The sequence below is a fragment of the Amycolatopsis sp. NPDC114505 genome, from assembly GCF_055633615.1.
This window is the reverse complement of the sequence record NZ_JBVKDV010000007.1, coordinates 269,441-291,005: the sequence shown is the minus strand read 5'-3', so window position 1 is coordinate 291,005 and position 21,565 is coordinate 269,441. Positions and strand designations below refer to the sequence as shown.

Sequence of the window (21,565 nt, the reverse complement as noted above, 5' to 3'; positions counted from 1 at the left end):
TCCGCGGTGCGGATCGACGTCTCGGACGGCCGGATCACGTCGGTGACCGTGGGTGCGCCTCGAGGCGGTGTAGTCCTGAATGGACTGACGTTGCCGGGGTTCGCGAACGGGCATTCGCACGCCTTCCACCGCGCCCTGCGCGGCCGGACGCACCACGAGCGCGGCACGTTCTGGACGTGGCGCGAGCGGATGTACGCGCTGGCCGCGCGGCTCGACCCCGACACGTACTACCGGCTGGCGCGCGGGGTCTACGCCGAAATGGTCCTCGGCGGTTACACGAGCGTCGGGGAGTTCCACTACCTGCACCACGCGCCCGGCGGGAAGCCGTACGCCGACCCGAACGCGATGGGGGAGGCCCTGCGCCGGGCCGCGGCGGACGCCGGGATCCGGCTGACGCTCCTCGACACGTGTTACCTCGCGGGCGGCATCGGCGTCGAGCCGGACGAGGTCCAGCGGCGGTTCTCCGACGGCTCGGCTTCGGCTTGGGCCTCGCGTGTGGCGGAGCTGAAGGAAGACGAACTGTTCCGCGTCGGCGCCGCGATCCACTCGGTGCGAGCGGTTCCGGCGGCCGAACTGTCAACTGTGGACAGTGCGCGGGTCGTGCACGTCCACCTTTCCGAGCAGCGCGCCGAGAACGAGCAGTGCCAGGCCGCCTACGGCCGCACGCCCACCGAGCTGCTGCACGACCACGGCGTGCTGACCGACCGGCTGGTCGCCGTGCACGCCACCCACCTGACCGCGTCGGACATCGACCGGCTGAGCGTCGCGCGAGCGTGCTTCTGCCCGACGACCGAACGCGACCTCGGCGACGGCATCGGCCCGGCCCGCGCCCTGCGGGACGCCGGGTGCCGGTTGAGCGTCGGCAGCGACTCCAACGCCGTCGTCGACGCCTTCGAGGAGACGCGCGCGCTGGAGCTGGACGACCGCCTGGCCAGCGAGGAACGCGGCCGCTTCACCGCCGAGGAGCTCCTCGAAGCGGGCACCGATCACGCGGCCGTCGGCTGGTCCGAGGTCGGCTCGCTTTCCGCCGGGCAGGGCGCGGACCTCGTCACGGTCGGCCTGGACTCGGTCCGGACGGCCGGGATCGAGCCGTCCGGGGTCCTGTTCGCGGCGTCCGGCGCCGACGTCCGGCACGTCGTCGTGGCGGGCCGCGAGGTCGTGCGGGAAGGTCAACACCAGCTGGTCGAGCGACCGGAAACCGTTCTGGCGAAGGAGATCGAGGCACTGTGGCAGTCCTGATCACGGGTATCGGCGAGCTCACCACGAACGACGCCGGACTGGGCCGGCTCACCGACGCCGCGCTCGTCATCGACGGCGCCCAGATCGCGTGGGCAGGCCCCGCCGCCCAGGCGCCGGACGCCGACGAGCGCGTCGACGTCGAGGGCCGCGCGGTGCTGCCCGGCTGGGTCGACAGCCACACGCACCTCGTCTTCGCCGGCGACCGCACCGCCGAGTTCGAGGCGCGGATGGCCGGAAAGCCCTACACGGCAGGCGGAATCGCGATCACGGTCGGCGCGACGCGGGAGGCGTCCGACGAGCAGCTGGCGGCGAACCTGCGTCGTCACGTCGAGGAAGCGGCTCAGCAGGGGACGACCTGCCTGGAGACCAAGACGGGCTACGGCCTCACGGTCGCCGACGAAGCGCGAAGCGCGCGGATCGCCGCGGAGGTCGCCGACGAGGTCACATTCCTCGGCGCGCACCTGGTACCGCCGGGTGCCGACGCGGAGTCCTATGTGGACCTGGTGTGCGGTGAAATGCTCGACGCCGTCGCGGAGAGCGTGCGCTGGGCGGACGTCTTCTGCGAGACCGGCGCGTTCGACGAGGCCCAGTCGTCGCGGGTGCTGAAGGCCGCCGCCGGGCGCGGGCTCGGCCTGCGCGTGCACGGCAACCAGCTCGGCGAGGGGCCCGGCGTGCGGCTCGCGGTGGAGCTCGGCGCGGCGAGCGTCGACCACTGCACGTACCTTTCGGACGCCGATGTCGAAGCACTGGCCGCGTCGGATACCGTCGCGACTTTGCTGCCCGCGTGCGATTTGTCGACGAGGCAGTCCCTGGCGCCGGCGCGGCGGCTGCTCGACGCGGGCGCGACGGTCGCGCTCGCCAGCAACGCCAACCCGGGCAGCTCGTACACGACGTCGATGGCGTTCTGCGTCGCGACGGCCGTGCTGCAGATGCGCATGACGATCGAAGAGGCCGTCTGGTCGGCGACGGCGGGCGGCGCGAAGGCGTTGCGCCGCGACGACGTGGGCTTCCTGCGGCCCGGCGCGCGGGCGGACGTCCACGTGCTCGACGCGCCGTCGGTGACGCACCTGGCCTACCGGCCGGGAGTGCCGCTGACGAAGTCGGTGTGGCGCGCCGGGGATCGCGTGCGCTAACGTCGGAACCGAGGACGCGCGAAGACACAGTCCGGTATGGGTTAGTCCGGGCAAGCGCAAGCAGGCTTACCTGTGCGTCCCTTCCTCATCCGTGACGAAGGGACAGCTGTGTCCGTGATCATCATCGGTGCCGGTCTGGGTGGCCTGTGCCTCGCGCAGGGCCTGCGCCGAGCCGGAATCCCCTGCCAGGTCCACGAACGCGACGAGTCGCCCGGCGCGCGCAAGCAGGGTTACCGGCTGCACATCGGCGGCGACGGCGATTCGGCGTTGCGCGCGGTGCTGCGTCCCGAGCTGCACGAGCTCTTCCGCGCCACCGCGGGCCGGGCGCGGCCGCACACCAACATCTACGACGAGCGATTGCGGCTGCTCACGCGCCTGGAAGACGAGGGCACGCACCTCAACATCAACCGCTTCACGCTGCGGCAGATCCTGCTGCACGGCCAGGAAGTCGCGTACGGCAAGCAGTTCACGCACTACGAGACCGACGTGGACGGGGTGACCGCGCACTTCGCCGACGGGACGTCGGCCCGGGGCACGCTGCTGGTCGGCGCGGACGGGATCAACTCGCCGGTGCGGCGGCAGTACCTCCCGCACGCCGAGGTCGTCGACGCCGGGCTCGTGCACCTGTACGGCCGGATCCCGCTGACCCCGGCCACCCGGCGGTTGTTCGACCCGGAGATGTTCGCGATCTTCACCATGATGGTCGGCCCGGACCGGACGATGGTGGGGTTCGCGCCGGTCGACTACCCCGAGTCGGTAGCTGGCGCGTGCGCGCGCCTGGTGCCCGATCTGGAGCTGCGCGACGGCGAGCCGTACATGACGTGCTCGGTCGGCGCGCGCTGGGAAGTCGTCGGCCACACCGAGGCGGAGCTGGCCGCGATGACCCCGGACGACCTGCGGAAGGTCGCGCTCGGGCTGGTCGAAGACTGGCACCCGCTGGCCCGCGCGATGGTCGAGCACTGGGACGTCCCCGCGACGTTCCCGCAGCCGATCCGCACGAGCGTGCCGATCGGGCCGTGGGAACCGTCGCGGGTGACGCTCGTCGGCGACGCGATCCACGCGATGAGCCCGGCCGGCGGCGCGGGCGCCAACACCGCGTTGCGCGACGGTGCGGCGCTGGCGTCCGCGCTGGCCGGGGCTCCGCAGCTCGAGGCCGTGGCGGCTTACGAGTCCGCGATGGTGGAGTACGGCTTCGACGCCGTCCGGGAGTCCGCCGAAAACGGACGCCGGTTCCTCGGGCAGAACCCGCTCACAGCGGAAGCGTGAACGGGGTGCACTTCGGCGTGTAGGACGAGTCCAGCGCGTGCAGGATCAGGCCGGTGACGTTGGGGTCGATCGCCTGGCTCAGGTGACCCGAGGCGTCGGACGGGCAGAAGTCCTGCAGCACGATGTCCGTCGCGCCCGGCTCGTTCAGGATGCCGCTGGTGTAGGGCGTGACGACCTCGTCGTACTTGCTGACGATGCTCGTGTAGGACGGCCCCGCAACGTGCACGCCGCCGCGGGCGAGGTCGTCCAGGAAGGCCGACGGCGCCAGGTACTCCGTGCAGGAGCCGCAGGCGGTCTTCAGGACCAGGCCCAGCCCGGGCACGGTCGTGAGCAGGGCTTTCGCCAGCTTGTCGAGGCCGCCGAGCGTGGTGCCGCGGTAGTTCGCGCCGAAGCCGACGAAGTGCGCGACCTTCGCGGCACCGCCGCCGTACTTCAGGTAGTACGCGGGCATGGTGCTGCCCTCGGAGTGGCCGACGATGTCGGCTTTCGCGGCGCCGGTCGCGGACCGCACCCGGTCGACGAACCGGCCGAGCTGCGCGGCGCTGTCCCGCATCGACGCGAGCCCGCCGACGCCCGGGCCGAGGATGCCGGTGCCGTAGGTCAGCGAGAAGACGCAGTAGCCCTGGGCGGCGATCTTCGGAGCGTGGAAGAACCAGTTGACGGTGTCGTTGGCACCGAGGCCGTGCACGAGGACGACGGGCTCCGGGTGCGCGGCCGACGGACGGCAGCCCCAGTCGTTCCAGCCGCTGCTCGGTGCCGCTTCGGCGATCGATGGCGCGACCGCGCCGAAGGTGAGCGCCGCGGCGAGCACGGCCAGGATTCGCTTGACACCGCCGTTGGTGACCCGCATTCCGTTGCCTCCAGTTACCCGTCAGTAGGTGATGCAGATCATGGTCTGTCACATACCGCTGGAAGCGACCTGGGAGAACGCTCAGAGATGACCGGGGATGATTGTGACTCGTCACAATCATCCCCGGCCGTGGAGCTCAGGTGGTGATCACCACCCGGCGACACTGGTTCGTGCCGCCGGCCTGCTCGTTGACCTTCACCCCGGCCGCCGTCCCGCTGAGCGCCGAGTTGTCGCCCGCGGACAGGTCGAAGTGGATCAGCGTCTCGCCGTTGACCGCGGCCGTCACCGTGCCGGAGCGGACGGCCGCCGCCAGAGTGTGGAATCCGCCCGCGTTGACCGGCTTGCCCGTCACGATCGCCAGCTGCGTCAACGTGCCGCTGATCGCCTTGTAGACCCGGAGGTTCGCCCCTCCGGTCTCGGCCGTGAACAGCAGGTAGTTCCCCGAGTCGGTGTAGCGCAGGAACAGGCCGAACCCGGCCTGGCCCGTCCACGCGAAGTCGGCCTCGACGCGGTGGTCCGCGCTGCTGGTCTCGAGGACCGCGTGGTCGGCGACGTTGTCGGCGCTGGCCGAGCGCAGCACTCCGTCGGTCACCGTCACCGCGCCGTTGCCCGTCCACCACGGGATCGGGAGGCCGCCGTTCGGCTGCTGGAACGTCGTGCCCAGCACGAGCTGGTCGTAGTTCGACCAGGCCGCGTCCCGCTCGCCGGGGATGGACCCGAGCGGCGTCGTCTGCGCCCCGCTGCCGAGGTACGTGAACGCCAGCCGCGATTCCGTGCTCGTCGAGTCCTCGGCGGCCAGCACCGTGAAGACCTGACCCGGCGTCGTCTCCAGCATCGACGCGTACGTCGACATCCCGCCCTTCGGCGGCGTCTGGACGACGACCGGCGGCAGCCACGTCGTGCCGCGGTCGCGCGTGCCTCGCACCGCGAACCGGCGGGACGCGTCGCGCACGTAGACAACGATCGTGTCGTCGGCCAGCCACACCGACGACGGCCGGCCGCTGCCGGCGAACGCCGCGGCCGGGGTGGACCAGGTGGTGCCGTTGTCGGTCGACAGGGCCGCCCCGATCGAGGCGTTGTTGCCCCAGCGGAACGTCAGGAACAGCGCGTTGTCCCGCTGCACCAGATACGGCTCCTGGTAGTCGCGGCCGGCGGTCTGGCCGTTGACAAGCTTCGTCGACGTCCACGTGCCGCCGTTGTCGGTCGAGCGGGCCAGCCAGACCGAGTCGAACGTGTCGCCGGAGCTCTTCGAGTAGTGCGTGGCCAGCAGGGAGTTGTCGGGGAGCTGGACGACCGGCGCGGTGATCGCCGACGACGGCAGGCTCGCGTCGATCCGCGTCTCGGCGCTCCACGTCGCGCCGCTGTCGGTCGAGGAGCGGAAGAACGAGCCGGCGGCGTTGACCGAGGTCGTGCCCTTGAAGTAGGTCAGGTAGAGCGTGGTGCCGGCGCGGCTGAGCGACACCGACGGGTCGCGGTAGTCGGTGCCCGCGGACGCGGCGACGATGGTCGCCGGCGCGGACCACGTCCGGCCCTGGTCGGGGCTCGAGGTGGCGCGCAGGAAGCCGTCGCGGCTGACGTAGTGGTTGCTGCCCTGGCGGAAGACGGCGTACAAAGTGCCGTCCGGCAGCCGGGTCACGCTGGGGAACGCCGAGTGCTGGGTGTCCTGTCCATAAGCGATGGTCGGCTTGGCCGGCCGGACGGTCCGGGTGACGCCGCTGGGGCTGTCGGGTTGCCGCAAGGTCATGGACCGACCGTAGCGGCGGGCCCGGCGGGGGTGCTCGCCTTTTCCCCGGTTCGCCCGAACAGCGTCACGACTACTCCGATCGAGGCAACCAGGCCGCAGAGCCACGCGAACCAGTCGCCGAAGCGGGCGTAGGGCGTGTGGCCCGGGCCGAGCGGGACGTCGGCGACGACCACCGTGAACGGGCTGCCGCCGGTGTGGGCGTCGGCCAGGACGTGGCCGCCGGCGTCCGCGAGCATCGGCGTGCCGCGGGCGGCGCTCCACGCGACCGAGAACCCGTTCTCGACGCCGCGGATCAGCGCCGTGCGGCTGTGTTCCCAGCCGTCGACGTCCTCGTCGGACGCCGGGATGAGCACGAGGCCGGTCCCGGCTTCGCCGTATTCGCCGCTGGGGTCGGCGAAGTTGACGTCCATGCACACCATGAGCCCGATCCCGGCGAGGCGCACGAGCTCGGTGCCGGACGCGAGGTTCGGCGAATCCCCGTTGTGCCACTTGCGGTATTCGACCGGAGCGCCGGACGGCGGAATGGCCAGAGCGGCGTTGAACCGGCCTTCGGGGGTGGTGTCGAGGACGCCGGTGACGACGTCGAGACCGCGGACCCGGGCGACCTCGGTGAAGGCGTCGACGAGGCGCGGGCGGCTGGCCTGGTCGACCGCGAAGGCGGCTTCCGGGAGCACGACGGCCCGGACGCCGTCCGGCAGCCGGCCGATCTGGTCCACATAGGACCGGACGAGCGCCTGGCCGTCCGGCGTGGCGACGTCGACCGCCCAGCGGTTCTGCCCCGGCGCGACCAGGGCGATCCGCGTCGACGGGCCGGTGGGCGCCGGCACGTTCCAGAAGACGAGTGCGCCCAGCGCGGCGGCCACGGCGACCAGCCCGGTCAGCCGGGCCAGGCCGCGGACGCGGGGCGCGAGCGCGGCGGCCACGGCGGCCGGGACGAACAGCACCAGGAACTCCACGCCCCAGCCGCCGGTCACCGCGGCGATCCGCACGACGTCCGGCCGGTCGGCCTGGGTGGTCATCAGGGTGCCCATGAGCCCGGTCGGGTTGAGCAGCGAGACGACGTAGAGCGCGGCGGTCCACAACGCGGGTGCGGCGAAGGCGGCCAGAAAACCGTGGCCGCGCCGGACCAGCGGCCGGAACAGCCCGACGGCCAGTGCGAACAGCAGCGCGCTGCCGCCGAGGATCGCGAGCGCGGCCGGCCGGGGAACCGCCAGGGAGTGCCAGAAGTAGCTCCAGCTGCCGGAGCTGCCGGCGAGGTAGGCGACGAACGCGCAGCCGAGCGCGGCCGCGCCGGGGACGCGCGGGGCGAGCAGGAGGATCGGCAGCGGCGCGAGCCAGGCGAGCTCGGGCACCGGGTCCAATCCCGTGCCGAAGAAGAACAACACCGCCGACGCCACCGTCGCGACGACCGCCCACCCGAGCTTGTTCATCGCTGCCCCTTTCGTCCGGCATCGACGGTCGCAGGCGAATCGGCCGGGGGCACTGGGCCAGACCACCGGGTCCGGGGTGGGGCTGTCCCCACCTCGGTTCATCCGAAGTTCAGGGAGCCGTCACACGACAGGGATCGGAGCGCGTCTTGTTGATCAGTAGCGTTGCTAACGAACCGTCTCCGGCATCGGAAGAGGGCCGCCATGGACTTCTCACTCATCGTGCTGGTGGTGATCGTCGCGGCACTGGCCTTCGACTTCACCAACGGCTTCCACGACACGGCCAACGCGATGGCGACCTCGATCGCCACCGGCGCGCTGAAACCGCGGGTGGCGGTCGCCGTGTCCGCCGTGCTGAACCTCGTCGGCGCGTTCCTCTCGGTGGAGGTCGCGAAGACGATCTCCGGCGGCATCGTCGACGACACCAAGGTGACGCCGGTGATCATCTTCGCCGGCCTGGTCGGGGCGATCGTGTGGAACCTGGTGACGTGGCTCATCGGGCTGCCGTCGAGCTCGTCGCACGCTCTGTTCGGCGGGCTGATCGGCGCCACCTGGATCGCCTCGGGCTCGGACGCCGTCCACTTCGGGAAGGTCGTCGAGAAGGTCCTGATCCCCGCGCTCGCCTCGCCGATCGTCGCCGGGATCGTCGCGACGCTCGGCACCTTCCTCGTCTACCGGATCACCGCCCGGGCCAAGGAAAAGACCGTCGGCAAGACCTTCAAGGCCGGTCAGATCGCGTCGGCGTCGCTGGTCTCGCTCGCCCACGGCACCAACGACGCGCAGAAGACCATGGGCGTCATCACGCTGACGCTGATCGCGTCGGGCTCGCTCGCGCCGGGCTCGAACCCGCCGATCTGGGTCATCCTCACCGCGGGGGCCGCGATCGCGCTGGGCACCTACCTCGGTGGCTGGCGGATCATCCAGACGATGGGCAAGAAGCTCACGGAAATCCAGACGCCGCAGGGCTTCGCGGCCGAAACCAGCGCCGCGGCGGTCATCCTCACCTCGGCGCACCTCGGGTTCGCGCTCTCGACCACGCACGTCTGCTCGGGCGGCATCATCGGCTCGGGCCTGGGCCGCCGGCTCGCCGAGGTCCGCTGGGGCGTCGCCGGGAAGATGGTCGTGGCCTGGGCGCTGACGCTGCCCGCCGCCGCGATCGTCGGCGCGGTCGCCGCCGAGGTCTCGACGCTCGGCACCTGGGGCACGGTCCTGATCGGCCTCGCCGGGGTCGTCGTCGCCGTGGGCATCTACCTCGCGTCGAAGCGGAACCCGGTCAACGCCAACTCCATCAACGAGTCCGAGCCGGCCGCGCAGCCGGCCAACGCCTGAGGAGCGCCGTGCACATCGATTGGGGTTCCCTCGGTCTCGTCTTCGTCGTCGCGCTGGCCTCGGTGGTCGTGCTGACGAGCCTGTTCTCCTTCGGGGTAGTCGGGCTTTCGCACCGCGAATCGGCCCGCGAATCGGGTGCCTCGGGCACCGGACCGCTGGCCGGGGCGGTGATCTGCTTCGTGCTGTGCGCGGCGATCGTCGGCTACGGGATCTACTTGATCGTCGCCTGAGCGCGTTCCCGGAGCCCGTCCGGGAGCCCGCCGAGCATCGGGGCCAGCGCGCCCCGGCGCTCGGCGCTCAGGTGGTTCAGCATGTCCAGCGCCGGGGTCCACAGGTCTTCGTCGGCGCCGGCGGCGGTGATCAGCCGGCCGAGCCGGTGGGCCGGGAGCAGGCCGACGACGTGGTCGATGCGGCTCTTGTCGTCGAGCACGAACGCGATCCGCAGCAGGCCGGGGTCGTCGATCTCGTCGAGGGCCCGCCGCACGGTCGGGTCCGGCAGGTGCCCGACGAACCGGCCGAGGGTGATCCAGTCCTGCTTGCGCGCCAGTTCGTTCGCCACCGCGAGGACGGTTTCGAGGGGGATGCGGGAGATGATCGCGCTCGCGCGCCGCGGGTCGAGCTCGGCCGCGACCTCGGCGAGGAACCGCGGGTGCAGCCGCTTGGCGACGTCGACGCCGCGCGCGACGTCGACCACCCCGGCGATCCGGGCGCACAGCAGCGGGCCGAACACCTTCTCGGCGATCTTGGCGAGCACCCCGCCGGGCAGCAGCCGCGCGGCCAGCGCCATCCGCTGCAGGACGGCGATGTTCGCGTCGAACAGCGTGTCGGTGACCTGCTCGCGGAACGCCCGCAGGTCGTCGGCGTCGACGCGGGCGAGGTACTCGAGCCGGGCCGGCTCGACGGCGAGGACGCGCGCGAGCTTCAGGATCTCGGCTTCGGCTTCGTAGTTCGTCACAGCCCGACCGCCTTGCGGACCGCTCCACGCAGCAGCGCGGGGACGTACCGGAGGCCCTCTTCGCCCGCTTCGGCGAGCGCTTTCGCCTGCCGCCTGCGCGCGTCGCGCAGCGCGTCGGCGAGGTCCTGCCGCTCGTGCTCTTCGAGGGCCTCGATGCCTTCGGGGAGGTAGCCGCCCAACTGTTCGGCGAGTGTGCGCTCGGCCATGGTGGATCATCATGCATCATGCGGGACATGAGCATCGAGACGTCCACCGTCCGTGTCGGCGACCTTTCCGCGTACCTGGCCCGCCCGGCCGGTGGGTCCGAGCGGGGGATGCTGCTCCTGCCGATGATCACCGGCATCGGCGAGCAGGTCCGGGCCTGGGCCGGCGAGCTGGCCGGTCGCGGGATCACGGCGCTGACCTGGGACGTCTTCCACGGCGCGAGCACCGACAACACCTCCCGCGAGGACCTCGGCGCGAAGCTGGGCGAACTGCGGGACGAGACCGCGCTGGCGGAGCAGACGGCGTTGCTCGACCACCTGCTCGGCGACCTCGGCTGCACGTCGGCCGGGGTCATGGGCTGGTGCCTCGGCGGCCGGTTCGCGCTTCTGCTCGCTGCCCGTGAACAGCGGCTTTCCGGCGTCGTCGCGTACCACCCGACGATCCGTCAGCCGGCGCCGCCGAACCACGACCTCGACACGGTCGCTTTGTCGACATCGATCGCCGCGCCGGTGCTCGTCGCCTATCCGGAAGCCGACACCGTCGTCTCCTACGAGACGTTCGCCCGGCTGCAGACGGCGTTGCAGTCCCGGCCGCGCGGCGCGACGTTCACCCAGCACTTCCCGGGCGCCGAACACGGCTTCAGCGACTCCTCACGGCACGGCACCACCGTCAACGCCGACGCATACGCGCTGTCCTGGCCGCAGACGCTGGCCTTCCTGGACACCTTGACTTTCGGCAGTGGTCCGGCCCGCTGACGTGCTTGTAGCTTCGAACCTGTGCGAGAGGTGACGAAGCGCAGGTGGCGCGTGGTCTTGGACGTCGTCCTCGGCCTGTTCCTGGCCTTCACCGTCGTCGCCGACGCGCTGGGCGAGCGGACCTGGGAGCTCGTCGCCGGTCTCGCCGTCGTCGCGGGCTCGGTCGTGACGGCCCGGCGGTACCCCGTCGTCTCACTCGGCATCGCACTGGTCGGGACGCTCACCGTCCCGTTCCCCTACGGCGACCGGGTGCCGGTGTGGACGGTGTTCGTGCTGGTGGCGATGAGCTACCAGGCCGCGCTGCGGATGGAACGGGCCCGTCCCGCCGTGGTGATCGGCGGGGCCGTCGCGCTGCTGGGCATCCCGGTGTCGCTGCTCGTCGCGCCCGACGGCCTCGGCGACTGGGGCTCGATGATGGCGATCCTGGTGTTCGCGGGGCTGTCGCCGTGGCTGCTCGGCCGGTACGTCCGGGTGCGCGGCGAGCTCGCGCGCACCGGCTGGCGCCGGGCCGAGGAGATGGAGAGCAGGCAGCGCCTGGTCGCCGACCAGGCACGGCTGCGGGAGCGCGCGCGGATCGCCAGCGACATGCACGACTCGCTGGGCCACGAGCTGAGCCTGATCGCGGTCCGCGCGGCGGCGCTGGAGGTCGCGGACGGGCTCGGCGACGGCGGGCGTGCCGCGGCCACGCAGCTGCGGACCAGCGCCGCGGCCGCGACCGAACGGCTGCGCGAGATCATCGGCGTCCTGCGCGAGGACGCCGCCCCGGTCGAGCCGGTGCAGGGCGACCTCGGCGAGCTGATCGCCCGCGCCCGCGCGTCCGGCCTGCTCATCGACGCGGGCGTGGACAGTGAGCTGGCGCCGCCGATGGTCGCCCGCGCCGCCTACCGCGTGGTGCAGGAAGGCTTGACGAACGTGGCGAAGCACGCGCCCGGCGCCGCGGTGACCGTGCGCGTGACGAGCACCGGCGCGCAGACTTCGGTGAGTGTCGTGAACGCGCCGCGGCCCGCCGGACCGTTGCCCGGCGCCGCGTCCGGGCACCTCGGGCTGATCGGCCTGCGCGAGCGCGTCCGGCTCGTCGGCGGGACGCTGCACGCCGGCCCCCGCGACGGCGGGTTCGCCGTGACCGCGGAGCTGCCGCACGGCGCCGAGCCGGTCGAGGAGACCCCGGAACGGCGGGAGGCGGCCGACGACGCCGTCGGGCAGTCGACGTCGGCCCGGGCACTGGAGCTGGCCCGGCGCGACGTGCGGCGCAGCCTGATCCAGGCGGTCACCATCCCGGTCGCGCTGTTCGGCGTGCTCCTCGTGGTCAGCGGGATCGCGTTCCTCTACCAGTGGAACTCCTCGGAGCTGCCCGCCGGGGCCTACGAGCGGATGCGGGTCGGGCAGTCGCGCGCGGAGCTGAGCCTGCCGGAACGCCAGCGGTCCGCGCGTCCCGTGCGCGGCGAGCCGCCTCCGGTCCCCGGTGCCGAGTGCGAGTACTACGGCACCGGAAGATCGTGGCTCGACAACGACTACGCCGCCTACCGGCTGTGCTTCACCGACGGGAAGCTCGTTTCGAAGATCTGGTTCAGCGAGGAGGATTCGTGATCAGGGTCGTGCTGGCCGACGACGAGGCGCTGATGCGGGCGGGGGTGGCGGCGATCCTCGGTGCGGACGCCCGCATCGAGGTCGTCGCCGAGGCCGCCGACGGGCGTTCCGCGGTGTCGCAGGCGCTCGCCACCCACCCGGACGTCGTGCTGCTCGACATCCGGATGCCCGGGCTGGACGGGCTGGGCGCGGCGGAGGAGATCCGGCGGCTGCTGCCGTCGACCGGGGTCATCATGCTGACGACGTTCGGCGAGGACGAGTACATCGAGCGCGCGCTCGGGCTCGGCGCGGGCGGGTTCCTGCTGAAGTCGGGCGACCCGCGCGAGCTGCTGGCCGGCATCCACGCCGTCGCCGACGGGGCCGCGTTCCTCTCGCCGAAGGTGGCGCAGCGGGTGATCGCGCGGCTGTCGGGCGGCCGGCTTTCGCGGGCCGCGGCGGCGCGGTCGAAGGTCGCGTCCCTGACGCCACGCGAGCGGGAAGTGCTGACACTGGTGGGTTCCGGACTGTCCAATGCGGACATCGCGGCGAAGATGTTCGTCGTCGAGGGCACGGTGAAGGCGCACGTGAGCACGATCCTGACCCGGCTCGGGGCGAAGAACCGGGTGCAGGCGGCGATCACGGCGTACGAGGCGGGACTGGTCGGGGGAGACGCGGTGGACGCCACCCCGTGATGTCCTGGCCGACGCGGACGGTCACCGCAGCCGGGAGGACTTTCAGCAGGGCGGTGCGGAGCCCGACCGCGACCGGGGCGGCCAGCTGCGGGCCGATCCTGCCCATCCGGACGGACTCGCGGGCGACCTTCTGGCTGCGTGGCCGCCGTTCGCCGTCGTAGGCCAGGAGTGCTCCGTCGATGTCCTTTGTAGACAAATGGTGGGCCAGTACGGTCGCGTCTTCGAGGGCCTGGCAGCCGCCTTGACCGAGGAATGGCGGCATCGCGTGGGCGGCGTCGCCGAGCAGGGCCACCCGGCCTTTCACGTACGTCTCGAGCGGCGTGCCCAGGTGGTAGAGGTCGTGGTGCAGCATGGCTTCCGGCGGGGTGGCGTCGATGAGCGCCGGGATCGGGTCGTGCCAGTCTCTTGTGGACTGTCGCAGGTACTCCTTGGGGTCGGCCGGCCGGTTTCCCGGCTTCGCGAGGGCGGCGACCCACCAGTAGACGTCGTCGCCGGTCAGGGGGAGGACGCCGACCTCGGTGCCCCGGTCGAAGCTCGTGCTGAGCCGCGCGCCGGGGAACTTCGCGACGCCGCGGAACGCCGTGCTGCCGGAGTAAACGGGCTCGGGGTGGCGCGGGAAGAGCGCGTGGCGGATCGGGCTGCGGATGCCGTCGGCGGCGATGACGACGTCGGCTCGCAGCTCTCCGCCGGTGAAGCGGACCAGGCCGTCTTCGTGCACTTCGGTGACTTCGGCGCCGGTCTTCAGGCGCTCGGCCGGGACGGCGTTCCGCAGCGCGGCGATCAGGTCCTTCCGGTGGATCGCGCCGAGCGGACGGCCGTGGATGCGTTCGAAGGCGGCGGAGTCGAAGCGGGTGACGCGCCGGCCGCGCCGGTCCTGGAACCCGCCCTCGTGCTGCGGGGCGAGGTGCTCGCCCAGGTCGACGCCCAGTTCGTCGAGGCAGCGCAGGGCGTTCGGCCAGAGCGAGATCCCGGCGCCGACGTCCCCGAACTCCTCGGCCTGCTCGAGCACGGTGACGGTCCAGCCGATCCGGTGCAGCCCCGCGGCGGCACCCAGTCCGCCGATGCCGCCGCCGACCACGATCGCGTGCATGGCTCCTCCTCTACATCTGTAGAGGACTCTACACCTGTAGAGTGCTCTCCGTGGAGCGGCTTTCGGTGATCGGCGACGCGGCGATCGAGGTGATCGCGGCGGAGGGCATGCGCGGGCTGACGCACCGGGCGGTCGACCGTGCGGCGGGGTTGCCGGTGGGTTCGACGTCGTACTACGCGCGCACGCGGGCGGCGCTGCTGTCGTTGACGTTCGCGCGGATCGTCGAGCTGGACCAGGCGCCGGCGCCGTCGGCGGGGCTGGCGGAGTCGATCGCGGGATACGTGGCCGAGGCGCTGGGCCCGGGCCGGACCCGGATGCTGGCGCGCTACGAGTTCGCCCTGGAGGCGACCCGGCGTCCGGAGCTGCGCGCGGAGTACGACTCGGGCGGAGCGTTGATCCGCCGGCTGGCCACGGAAGCCCTGGCGGCGGCGGGGTCGTCCGACCCGCCCCGGCACGCGGCGTTGGTGGTCGACTGGATGGACGGCACGATCTTCGGCGCGTTGGCCGGGGCTTCGGTCGCGCCGTCCCGGGAGTCGCTGGTGGTGAGCGCGCGGGAGATCCTGGCGGGTATCGGAATCGGCTGAGATCGGCCCTCGGGGGAGGGCCGGTCTCCTCCGCGGTCAAGCGTCGCGGCGGCGCACCACCGCTGTGCCCGCCAGCAGCGCCGCCCCGGCCCAGGCCGCGCAGATCAGCAACCCCACCCACGGCGCGTACGGCGCCGGTGCCATCGTGATCGGGTTCGGCTGCCCCGCCTCGACCATCGCGTTCACCCCCGCGATGCCCGGGAAGTACGAGATCAGCTCCGGCAGCCCCAGCGACGCCACGATCAGCGGCAGCGGCACCAGCAGCACGATCACCGTCACCAGCGTCCCGGCCGCGCTGCGCAGCGCCCAGCCGACGCCCGTGCAGAGCAGCCCCAGGAGGGCGAAGTAGCCGCCCATGCCGAATGCCGTCGTGAAGCCGCCTTCGAGGGTCGTCGGGAGGCCGTGGCCGTCCTTCACCGCTCCCGCCAGCGCCATGCCCGCGCAGGAAAGGACCACGCCGTAAGCGAACAGCACCGGTAGGAGGATCGCGGCCTTGGCGAGCACGACCCGCTCGCGGACCGGCGTCCACAGCAGCGTCGACCGGATGCCGCCGCCGGCGTACTCGCTCGTGACGAACAGCGTCGCGAGCGCGATCACCGCGAACTGCGTCAGGTAGAAGCCGCCGCCGAGGGCGATGGTGTTGGCCGCCTGGGGGTCGTCGTCGAAGTGCTGGGCGATCCCGGACAGGGTGCTGTAGCCCAGCATCAGCGCGGCCCCCGCGATCAGGCACCACCACGTCGCCCGGACCGACCAGAACTTCGTCCACTCCGCGGCCACCGCGCCGGACAGGCCGCCGCCGCGCACTTCGGTCGTGGTCATGCCGACACCCCGTATTCCACCGAAGAAGCGGTCAGTTCCATGTACGCCTGCTCGAGCGAAGCCGTCCGTTCGGCGAGCCCGTGGACGCGGATTCCCAGCTCGTGCACCAGATCGCCGACGCGGGTGACGTCGACGCCGTCCACCACCAGCTCGCCCGGCTCACCGGGGTGCGTCAGCCCGCCCTCGGCGCGCAGCCGGGCGTCGAGCTTCGAGCGTTCACCGTCGGCCGGGACGCGCACCGAGACCGTCGTGCGCGAGTTGCCCGCGATGAACTCGGCGACCGGCGCGTCGGCCAGCAGCTTGCCCTTGCCGATCACGATCAGGTGGTCGGCGGTCAGCTGCATCTCGCTCATCAGGTGGCTGGAGACGAACACCGTCCGCCCCTCGGCGGCCAGCGAGCGCATCAGCTGCCGGACCCAGCGGACGCCGTCCGGGTCGAGGCCGTTGACCGGCTCGTCGAACATCAGGACGCCGGGGTCGCCGAGCAGGGCGCCCGCGATCCCGAGCCGCTGGCCCATGCCGAGCGAGAACTGCCCGGCCCGCTTGCCCGCGACGTCCGTGAGCCCGACGGTCGCGAGCACCTCTTCGACGCGGCTCGTCGCGATGCCGTTGCTGCGCGCCATGGCGGTGAGGTGCTTCCCGGCACTGCGGCCGGGGTGCAGCGCTTTGGCGTCGAGCAGCGCGCCGACCTCGCGCAGCGGGTGCCGCAGCTCGGCGTACCGCTTGCCGCCGACCAGGACCTCGCCGGCCTGCGGGTGGTCGAGCCCGACGGTCATCCGCATGGTCGTCGACTTCCCGGCGCCGTTGGGACCGAGGAAGCCGGTCACCTGGCCTTGGGCGACGTCGCAGGTGAGCGCGTCGACGACGGTCTTTTCCCCGTAGCGTTTCGTGAGTCCCCTGAGTGTGATCATGACCTCAGTCTGGGATTTCCGGGTACGCCGGGACATCGGCCGACGGTCGCGACCGGCCCCCGACTTTCGTCAGGCTTTGTCAGGTACGGCGGCGGGTGTGGCGGGTCGGCGCGGCCGTCGTGGGGTCCTCCGGCCAGGGGTGCTTCGGGTAGCGGCCGCGCAGGTCGGCGCGGACGGCGGGGTAGCCGGTGGTCCAGAAGCTCGCGAGGTCCGCGGTGATGGCGGCGGGGCGGCCGGCGGGGGAGAGCAGGTGCAGGACCACCGGGACGCCGGCGATGGTGGGGGTTTCGTTCCAGCCGAACGTTTCCTGCAGCTTGACGGCGAGCACCGGCTGGTCGCCTTTGTAGTCGACGCGGATGTGCGAGCCGCTCGGGACTTCCAGCCGGTCCGGGGCCAGTTCGTCCAGTTTGGACGCTTCCGGCCAGGGTAGGAGGGCTTTGAGGGCGGTGCCCGCGTTGATGGTGGCGAGGTCGGACTTGCGCCGGGCTCTGGAGAGGTCGAGCCATCTGTCTACATCGGACAGCAGGGCTTGGTCGTCGACCGCCGGCCACGGCTCGCCTCGCACCCGGTGCAGGAAGGCCATCCGTTCGCGCAGGCGGGTCGCGTCTTGGCTCCACTTGAGGAGGCCGAGGCCGTTCTCGCGGAGGCCGGTGACGAGGGCGTCGTGGACGTCGGGGTTTTTGAGTGGCTTCTCCGACAGGGTGATCGCGCCGAGCTTGCGGACGCGGCGGGCGACGACATCGCCGTCCCAGGTGACTTCGTCCACTTCGGACACGGGGCCGACGCGGGTGGCGAGGGTTTCGTCGGCGGCCGCGGCGAGGCGGATGGTGCCGTGGACGCGGCCGGGGTCGCGGGTCGCTTCGGCGATGGCCAGCCATTCGGCGTCGAGCCTGCTGCCGGGCGGGAGTTCGGCGGCGGTGCCGCCGGCCATGAGGTAGACGGGTGCGCCACCGGGCCGTCGCCGAGCGAGCCGTTCGGGATGCGCGAGCGCGACGACCAGCGCGGGGTCCGGTCGGTGGGCGTCGCTCGCGCGGCTGCCGCTTGCGGGAGAACGATCGGTCGGTGCTCGGCTGGGGGCGGGTTGGTTCTTGTCGTTGGGAGAACGATCGGTCGGTGCCTGGGCGGAGTCGGGTTCGTTCTTGCTGGTGGGAGAACGATCGGTCGCTGCCCGGCCGGAGGAGGTTTCGGTCTCGCTCGTGGGAGAACGATCGGTTGGTACTCGGCCGGGGGCGGGTTCGTTCTTGGCGGCGAGGGAACGATCGGTCGGTACCTGATCGGGTTCGGTCTTGGCCGCGGCAGAACGACCGGTCACTCCCTGCCGGGCCGGGCGGTCCGCGACCAGGCCCTCCAGCCGGCGGGCGTCCCGCTTCCAGCGTCGCGAACCTTCGTCGTTCGACGCGCGCAGGCGCCTCAGCTCCGCCTCCACGTCCGTCAGCGTCGCGCCCGCGTCCAACAACGCCACCACCTCGGCCGCGTTCCGAGCCCCCACCGCTCCCGCCCCGTCGAGGAGCGCCCGAGCCAACCGCGGATGCAACCCCAGCTCCGCCATCCGCCGCCCGCGCGGGGTGACCACTCCGTCCGAAGTCGCCCCCAGGGTCGCCAGCAACGCCCGCCCCGCCGCCAGCGCGCCCTCGCCCGGGGGGTCCCACCACGCCAACCCGCTGCCGTCCGGTGTCGACCAGCACGCGAGCTCCAAAGCGAGCCGGGCCAGCTCGGCCGTCCTGATCTCCGGCTCCGGGTACGCCGGGAGCAACGCCTGCTCATGCGACGCCCAGCACCGGTACGCCCGCCCCGGCCCCTCACGACCCGCGCGCCCGGAGCGCTGCGTGGCCACCGCCGCCGAAACCCGTACCGTCGCCAAGCCCGGCAGACCGCGCCGGTGGTCGACTCGCGGCACCCGCGCCAGCCCGGAGTCCACCACCGCGCGCACGCCCGGCACGGTCAAGCTCGACTCCGCCACCGCCGTCGCCAGCACGACGCGATGTCGTGAACGCGGCCGCAGTGCGTCGTCCTGGTGTGCCGCCGAAAGTCGTCCGTGCAGCGGCAAGACGTCCACGTCCGACGACGACAGCATCCCCGACGTCCGTGCGATCTCGCCCGCGCCGGGGAGGAACGCGAGCACGTCACCGTCCCCTGAGGACAGTGCCGTCCGCACCGCCCTGGCGACGCAGGCCTCCACCCGCTCGCCTCGCGCGGGCGGGACGTACGAGAACGAAACCGGAAACGTCGGCGCCGTCGCCGTGATCACCGGGGCGTCGCCCAGGAGCGTGGCGAGGCGCCCGGCGGCCACCGTCGCCGACGTCGCCAGCAAGCGCAGGTCGTCGCGCAACCCCGCGCGGACGTCGAGCAGCAACGCCAGCAGCAGGTCCGCGTCCAGGTGCCGCTCGTGGCACTCGTCCAGCAGCACCGTCGACACCCCGGGCAGCTCGGGGTCGCCCTGCACGCGCCGCACCAGCAGGCCCGACGTCACGACCTCGACCCGCGTCCGCGACGACACCTTCCGGTCGCCGCGGACGGCGTACCCCACCGTCTCGCCGACCGGTTCACCCAAAAGAGCGGCCATGCGGGAAGCGGCCGCGCGCGCAGCCAAGCGACGTGGCTCGGCGACGACGACCCGGCCACCGGTGGAAGCCAGCGCCAGCGGCACCAAAGTCGTCTTCCCCGTCCCGGGCGGCGCGACGAGCACCGCGGTGCCGTGGGCGTCCAAAGCCGAAAGAACGTCGGGCAGAACCGCACGAACCGGCAGATCAGGCAGCTTCACTTCTCGGTGACCTCGGGAGGGGACGGCAGCTGGTACCCGGACGGCCCGATGTTCGCGTTGAGCGAGCGCAGCCATTCGCCGGAAGAGATCATCTTGCGGATCGCGTCGTCGACCGCGTTGACGCCCTGGGTGTCGCCCTTGCGCAGGCCGACGCCGTAGCTCTCCTTCGAGAACGCCTTCCCGACCACCTTCAGCAGCTCGGGATCACGCGTCACGTAACCGGCGAGGATCACCCCGTCGGTGGTCATCGCGTCGATCTGGCCGGCCAGCAGCGCCGTCACGCAGTCGGGGTACCTGGGGTACTCGACCAGCTGCACGGCCTGCGCGAACTTGTCCTTGACCTGCTGCGCCGGCGTCGAACCGGTGACCGAGCACAGGCGGCGCCCGTTCAGCGTCTCCGGCCCCGTGATGTCCGGTGACGTGCGCCGCACCAGCAGGTCCTGACCGGTCGTGAAGTACGGCCCGGCGAACGCCACCTGCTGCTTGCGCTTGTCGGTGATCGAGTAGGTCGCGACGACCAGGTCGACCGCGCCGGAGGTGAGGTCCGTCTCGCGCGTCGCGGACGTCGTCTCGCGCCACGTGATGTCCTTCGCCGCGACCCCGAGCTCCGATGCGACGAAAGTAGCGACGTCGACGTCGAACCCGACGAATCTCCCGTCGATCGTGCGCTCGGAAAGGCCCGGCGCGTCGAACCGGATGCCGATGGTCAGGTGATCCGTGGCACTGGCGCGGGTCACCAGCGAGTCGGTCGGGGAGACCTTGCCCGGCCCGCAGGCCGCCACCGTGACCAGCAGCAACACCGAGCCGAGGAGCGTGCGCCACCGCATCGCGCCCCTCCCTCCACCGCCGCCGTGCCCTCACGTAGTTCTCAGGTCCTCCCGTTAGCCTAAGTGCGTGGTGCGACCGTCCCAACCCGTACTGGACGCCGTCGGCACGCTCGCCCGGGTCGGGCTGGCGGCCGTCTGGCTCGTTTCCGGTGCGTTCAAGCTGGCGGATCCGGGTCAGACGCTGATCGCCGTGAAGGCGTACGACGTGCTGCCGGACGCACTCGCGAACGTGGTGGCCATCGCGCTGCCGCTCGTCGAGCTCGTGCTCGGGCTGTTCCTGCTCGCCGGCCTGGCGACCCGCTGGGTGGCCGGCGCCGCGCTGGTGCTGCTGCTCGTGCTCATCGCCGGCATCGCCCAGTCGTGGGCGCGCGGGCTGAGCATCGACTGCGGGTGCTTCGGCGGCGGCGGCCAGGTGGCGGCGGGGCAGACCGAGTACCCGCAGGAAATCCTCCGCGACTCCGGTTTCGCGCTGCTGGCCGTCTGGCTGCTGGTGCGGCCGCGCACGTGGCTGTCGCTCGACGGGTGGCTCGCGCGAGGTCGCGGGAACTCTGACGTACCCGAGCCCGACTACTCGGGTATCGCGGAAGGGAACTGATACACAGTGGGTGGAGCTGAGCGGACCGCTCGGAAGCGTCGTCAGGCCGCACAGGCCGGGGGAGCGAAGGCGGTGGCCCAGGCCAGGGGCGCATCGACCGACAAGCGGAAGTGGATCATCGGGATCGCCGCCGTGGTCGTCGTGGCCGCGCTGGTGATCGGCGGCGTGATCTGGACGATCTCGGACAAGAACAAGACCGAGGGCCAGACGATCGCCGCCGGGGGCACGTCGCTGGCCGGCGACGTCACGCAGAAGCGCGACGGCGTGGTCGTCACGGTCGGCAAGACGGGCGCGAAGGCCACGATCGACGTCTACGCCGACTTCCTCTGCCCGATCTGCGGCCAGTTCGAGAAGACCTACAAGGCCGGCGTCGAGCAGGCGATCAACGACGGCAAGCTGCAGGTGCGCTACCACATGGTGCCGCTGCTCAACGACCGTTCCGACCCGCCCGGCTACTCGCTCGACTCGGCGAACGCGGCGCTGGCCGCGGCCGACGCCGGCAAGTTCCTCCAGTTCCACGACGCGCTGTTCGCGAACCAGCCCGAAGAGGGCAAGCGCGGCTACGACAAGGCGCAGCTGATCAAGCTCGGCCAGGACGTCGGCATCACCGACCCGGCGTTCTCCCAGACGATCAACGCCGGCACGTACGACCAGCAGGTCAACGACGCTTTCCAGCAGATCGAAAAAGACCCGAAGCTGGCGCAGGACTTCGGCAACGGGCAGAGCGGCTTCGGCACGCCGACGGTCACGGCGAACGGCGCGATCGTCAACTGGCAGGACCCGAGCTGGCTCACGACGGTCACCGGCTGAGTCCGGGC

General features: G+C 72.0%; 21 protein-coding genes. 11 read left to right on the top strand and 10 right to left on the bottom strand.

Annotated features, from left to right (window positions below):
- The first annotated feature begins 6 nt into the window (after positions 1–6).
- The 3 genes from ACZ7OU_RS50095 (at position 7) to ACZ7OU_RS50085 (ending at position 3,638) form a co-directional block, all read left to right on the top strand.
- Positions 7–1,239 (top strand): formimidoylglutamate deiminase, encoded by a 1,233-nt coding sequence (locus tag ACZ7OU_RS50095; RefSeq protein WP_470260755.1) that lies wholly within the window; start codon positions 7–9, stop codon positions 1,237–1,239.
- Positions 1,227–2,372, top strand: coding sequence for an imidazolonepropionase (hutI, locus tag ACZ7OU_RS50090; RefSeq protein ID WP_470260754.1), 1,146 nt, complete (start codon positions 1,227–1,229; stop codon positions 2,370–2,372). Before ACZ7OU_RS50095 ends, hutI begins: the two co-directional genes overlap by 13 nt.
- Before the next feature lie 108 nt (positions 2,373–2,480).
- Complete coding sequence (locus ACZ7OU_RS50085; RefSeq protein WP_470260753.1) at positions 2,481–3,638, top strand: FAD-dependent oxidoreductase; 1,158 nt, start codon at positions 2,481–2,483, stop codon at positions 3,636–3,638.
- Here the strand turns inward: ACZ7OU_RS50085 and ACZ7OU_RS50080 are convergent.
- The 3 genes from ACZ7OU_RS50080 to ACZ7OU_RS50070 all read right to left on the bottom strand — a co-directional run bounded on the left by ACZ7OU_RS50080 (position 3,622) and on the right by ACZ7OU_RS50070 (position 7,662).
- Positions 3,622–4,488, bottom strand: a complete 867-nt coding sequence (locus ACZ7OU_RS50080; RefSeq protein ID WP_470260752.1) for an esterase/lipase family protein — start codon at positions 4,486–4,488, stop codon at positions 3,622–3,624. The two genes, ACZ7OU_RS50085 and ACZ7OU_RS50080, sit on opposite strands and share 17 nt — an antisense overlap.
- A 136-nt stretch (positions 4,489–4,624) precedes the next feature.
- The gene (locus tag ACZ7OU_RS50075) at positions 4,625–6,232 is read right to left on the bottom strand and encodes a sialidase family protein (RefSeq protein WP_470260751.1); all 1,608 of its coding nucleotides are present in this window, start codon (positions 6,230–6,232) and stop codon (positions 4,625–4,627) included.
- Positions 6,229–7,662, bottom strand: coding sequence for an acyltransferase (locus ACZ7OU_RS50070; RefSeq protein WP_470260750.1), 1,434 nt, complete (start codon positions 7,660–7,662; stop codon positions 6,229–6,231). The genes ACZ7OU_RS50075 and ACZ7OU_RS50070 overlap by 4 nt, the downstream gene beginning before the upstream one ends.
- A gap of 201 nt (positions 7,663–7,863) precedes the next feature.
- On the opposite strand from ACZ7OU_RS50070, the gene ACZ7OU_RS50065 reads away from it, so the two are divergent.
- Positions 7,864–8,988: an inorganic phosphate transporter gene (locus tag ACZ7OU_RS50065; protein ID WP_470260749.1), complete on the top strand. Its 1,125-nt coding sequence runs from the start codon at positions 7,864–7,866 to the stop codon at positions 8,986–8,988.
- Between the two features lie 8 nt (positions 8,989–8,996).
- On the top strand, positions 8,997–9,218 hold the full coding sequence (locus tag ACZ7OU_RS50060; protein ID WP_470245628.1) for a hypothetical protein: 222 nt from the start codon (positions 8,997–8,999) through the stop codon (positions 9,216–9,218).
- Here ACZ7OU_RS50060 and ACZ7OU_RS50055 read toward each other — a convergent pair.
- Both ACZ7OU_RS50055 and ACZ7OU_RS50050 read right to left on the bottom strand, forming a co-directional pair.
- The gene (locus ACZ7OU_RS50055; protein ID WP_470260748.1) at positions 9,200–9,943 is read right to left on the bottom strand and encodes a hypothetical protein; all 744 of its coding nucleotides are present in this window, start codon (positions 9,941–9,943) and stop codon (positions 9,200–9,202) included. The two genes, ACZ7OU_RS50060 and ACZ7OU_RS50055, sit on opposite strands and share 19 nt — an antisense overlap.
- Entirely contained in the window at positions 9,940–10,149 is a 210-nt protein-coding gene (locus ACZ7OU_RS50050; protein WP_086863938.1) for a hypothetical protein, read from the bottom strand. Before ACZ7OU_RS50050 ends, ACZ7OU_RS50055 begins: the two co-directional genes overlap by 4 nt.
- A 27-nt stretch (positions 10,150–10,176) precedes the next feature.
- Between ACZ7OU_RS50050 and ACZ7OU_RS50045 the strand changes: the two genes are divergently transcribed.
- Genes ACZ7OU_RS50045 through ACZ7OU_RS50035 form a run of 3 tightly spaced genes read left to right on the top strand, consistent with a single transcriptional unit; the run spans position 10,177 to position 13,160 of the window.
- The gene (locus ACZ7OU_RS50045; RefSeq protein WP_470260747.1) at positions 10,177–10,902 is read left to right on the top strand and encodes a dienelactone hydrolase family protein; all 726 of its coding nucleotides are present in this window, start codon (positions 10,177–10,179) and stop codon (positions 10,900–10,902) included.
- Between the two features lie 21 nt (positions 10,903–10,923).
- Positions 10,924–12,489, top strand: a complete 1,566-nt coding sequence (locus ACZ7OU_RS50040) for a sensor histidine kinase (protein WP_470260746.1) — start codon at positions 10,924–10,926, stop codon at positions 12,487–12,489.
- The gene (locus ACZ7OU_RS50035) at positions 12,486–13,160 is read left to right on the top strand and encodes a response regulator (protein ID WP_470260745.1); all 675 of its coding nucleotides are present in this window, start codon (positions 12,486–12,488) and stop codon (positions 13,158–13,160) included. The genes ACZ7OU_RS50040 and ACZ7OU_RS50035 overlap by 4 nt, the downstream gene beginning before the upstream one ends.
- Here ACZ7OU_RS50035 and ACZ7OU_RS50030 read toward each other — a convergent pair.
- The gene (locus ACZ7OU_RS50030; RefSeq protein WP_470260744.1) at positions 13,105–14,250 is read right to left on the bottom strand and encodes an FAD-dependent monooxygenase; all 1,146 of its coding nucleotides are present in this window, start codon (positions 14,248–14,250) and stop codon (positions 13,105–13,107) included. The two genes, ACZ7OU_RS50035 and ACZ7OU_RS50030, sit on opposite strands and share 56 nt — an antisense overlap.
- A 50-nt stretch (positions 14,251–14,300) precedes the next feature.
- Here ACZ7OU_RS50030 and ACZ7OU_RS50025 point away from each other — a divergent pair, with 50 nt between their 5' ends.
- On the top strand, positions 14,301–14,834 hold the full coding sequence (locus tag ACZ7OU_RS50025) for a TetR/AcrR family transcriptional regulator (protein ID WP_470260743.1): 534 nt from the start codon (positions 14,301–14,303) through the stop codon (positions 14,832–14,834).
- Positions 14,835–14,870: 36 nt separating this feature from the next.
- On the opposite strand, the gene ACZ7OU_RS50020 is transcribed toward ACZ7OU_RS50025, so the two are convergent.
- From ACZ7OU_RS50020 to ACZ7OU_RS50005, 4 genes are all read right to left on the bottom strand, one after another.
- Positions 14,871–15,653, bottom strand: a complete 783-nt coding sequence (locus ACZ7OU_RS50020; RefSeq protein ID WP_470260742.1) for an ABC transporter permease — start codon at positions 15,651–15,653, stop codon at positions 14,871–14,873.
- Complete coding sequence (locus ACZ7OU_RS50015) at positions 15,650–16,564, bottom strand: ATP-binding cassette domain-containing protein (RefSeq protein ID WP_470260741.1); 915 nt, start codon at positions 16,562–16,564, stop codon at positions 15,650–15,652. Before ACZ7OU_RS50015 ends, ACZ7OU_RS50020 begins: the two co-directional genes overlap by 4 nt.
- A gap of 79 nt (positions 16,565–16,643) precedes the next feature.
- Positions 16,644–19,325 carry an ATP-dependent RNA helicase gene (locus tag ACZ7OU_RS50010; protein WP_470260740.1) on the bottom strand — a complete coding sequence of 894 codons (2,682 nt, stop codon included), beginning with the start codon at positions 19,323–19,325 and terminating at the stop codon, positions 16,644–16,646.
- Positions 19,322–20,152: a glutamate ABC transporter substrate-binding protein gene (locus ACZ7OU_RS50005; RefSeq protein ID WP_470260739.1), complete on the bottom strand. Its 831-nt coding sequence runs from the start codon at positions 20,150–20,152 to the stop codon at positions 19,322–19,324. The genes ACZ7OU_RS50010 and ACZ7OU_RS50005 overlap by 4 nt, the downstream gene beginning before the upstream one ends.
- 67 nt (positions 20,153–20,219) lie before the next feature.
- On the opposite strand from ACZ7OU_RS50005, the gene ACZ7OU_RS50000 reads away from it, so the two are divergent.
- Together ACZ7OU_RS50000 and ACZ7OU_RS49995 are read left to right on the top strand one after the other, a co-directional pair.
- Positions 20,220–20,747, top strand: a complete 528-nt coding sequence (locus ACZ7OU_RS50000; RefSeq protein ID WP_470260738.1) for a MauE/DoxX family redox-associated membrane protein — start codon at positions 20,220–20,222, stop codon at positions 20,745–20,747.
- Between the two features lie 72 nt (positions 20,748–20,819).
- On the top strand, positions 20,820–21,557 hold the full coding sequence (locus ACZ7OU_RS49995; RefSeq protein WP_470260737.1) for a DsbA family protein: 738 nt from the start codon (positions 20,820–20,822) through the stop codon (positions 21,555–21,557).
- Positions 21,558–21,565 lie beyond the last annotated feature (8 nt).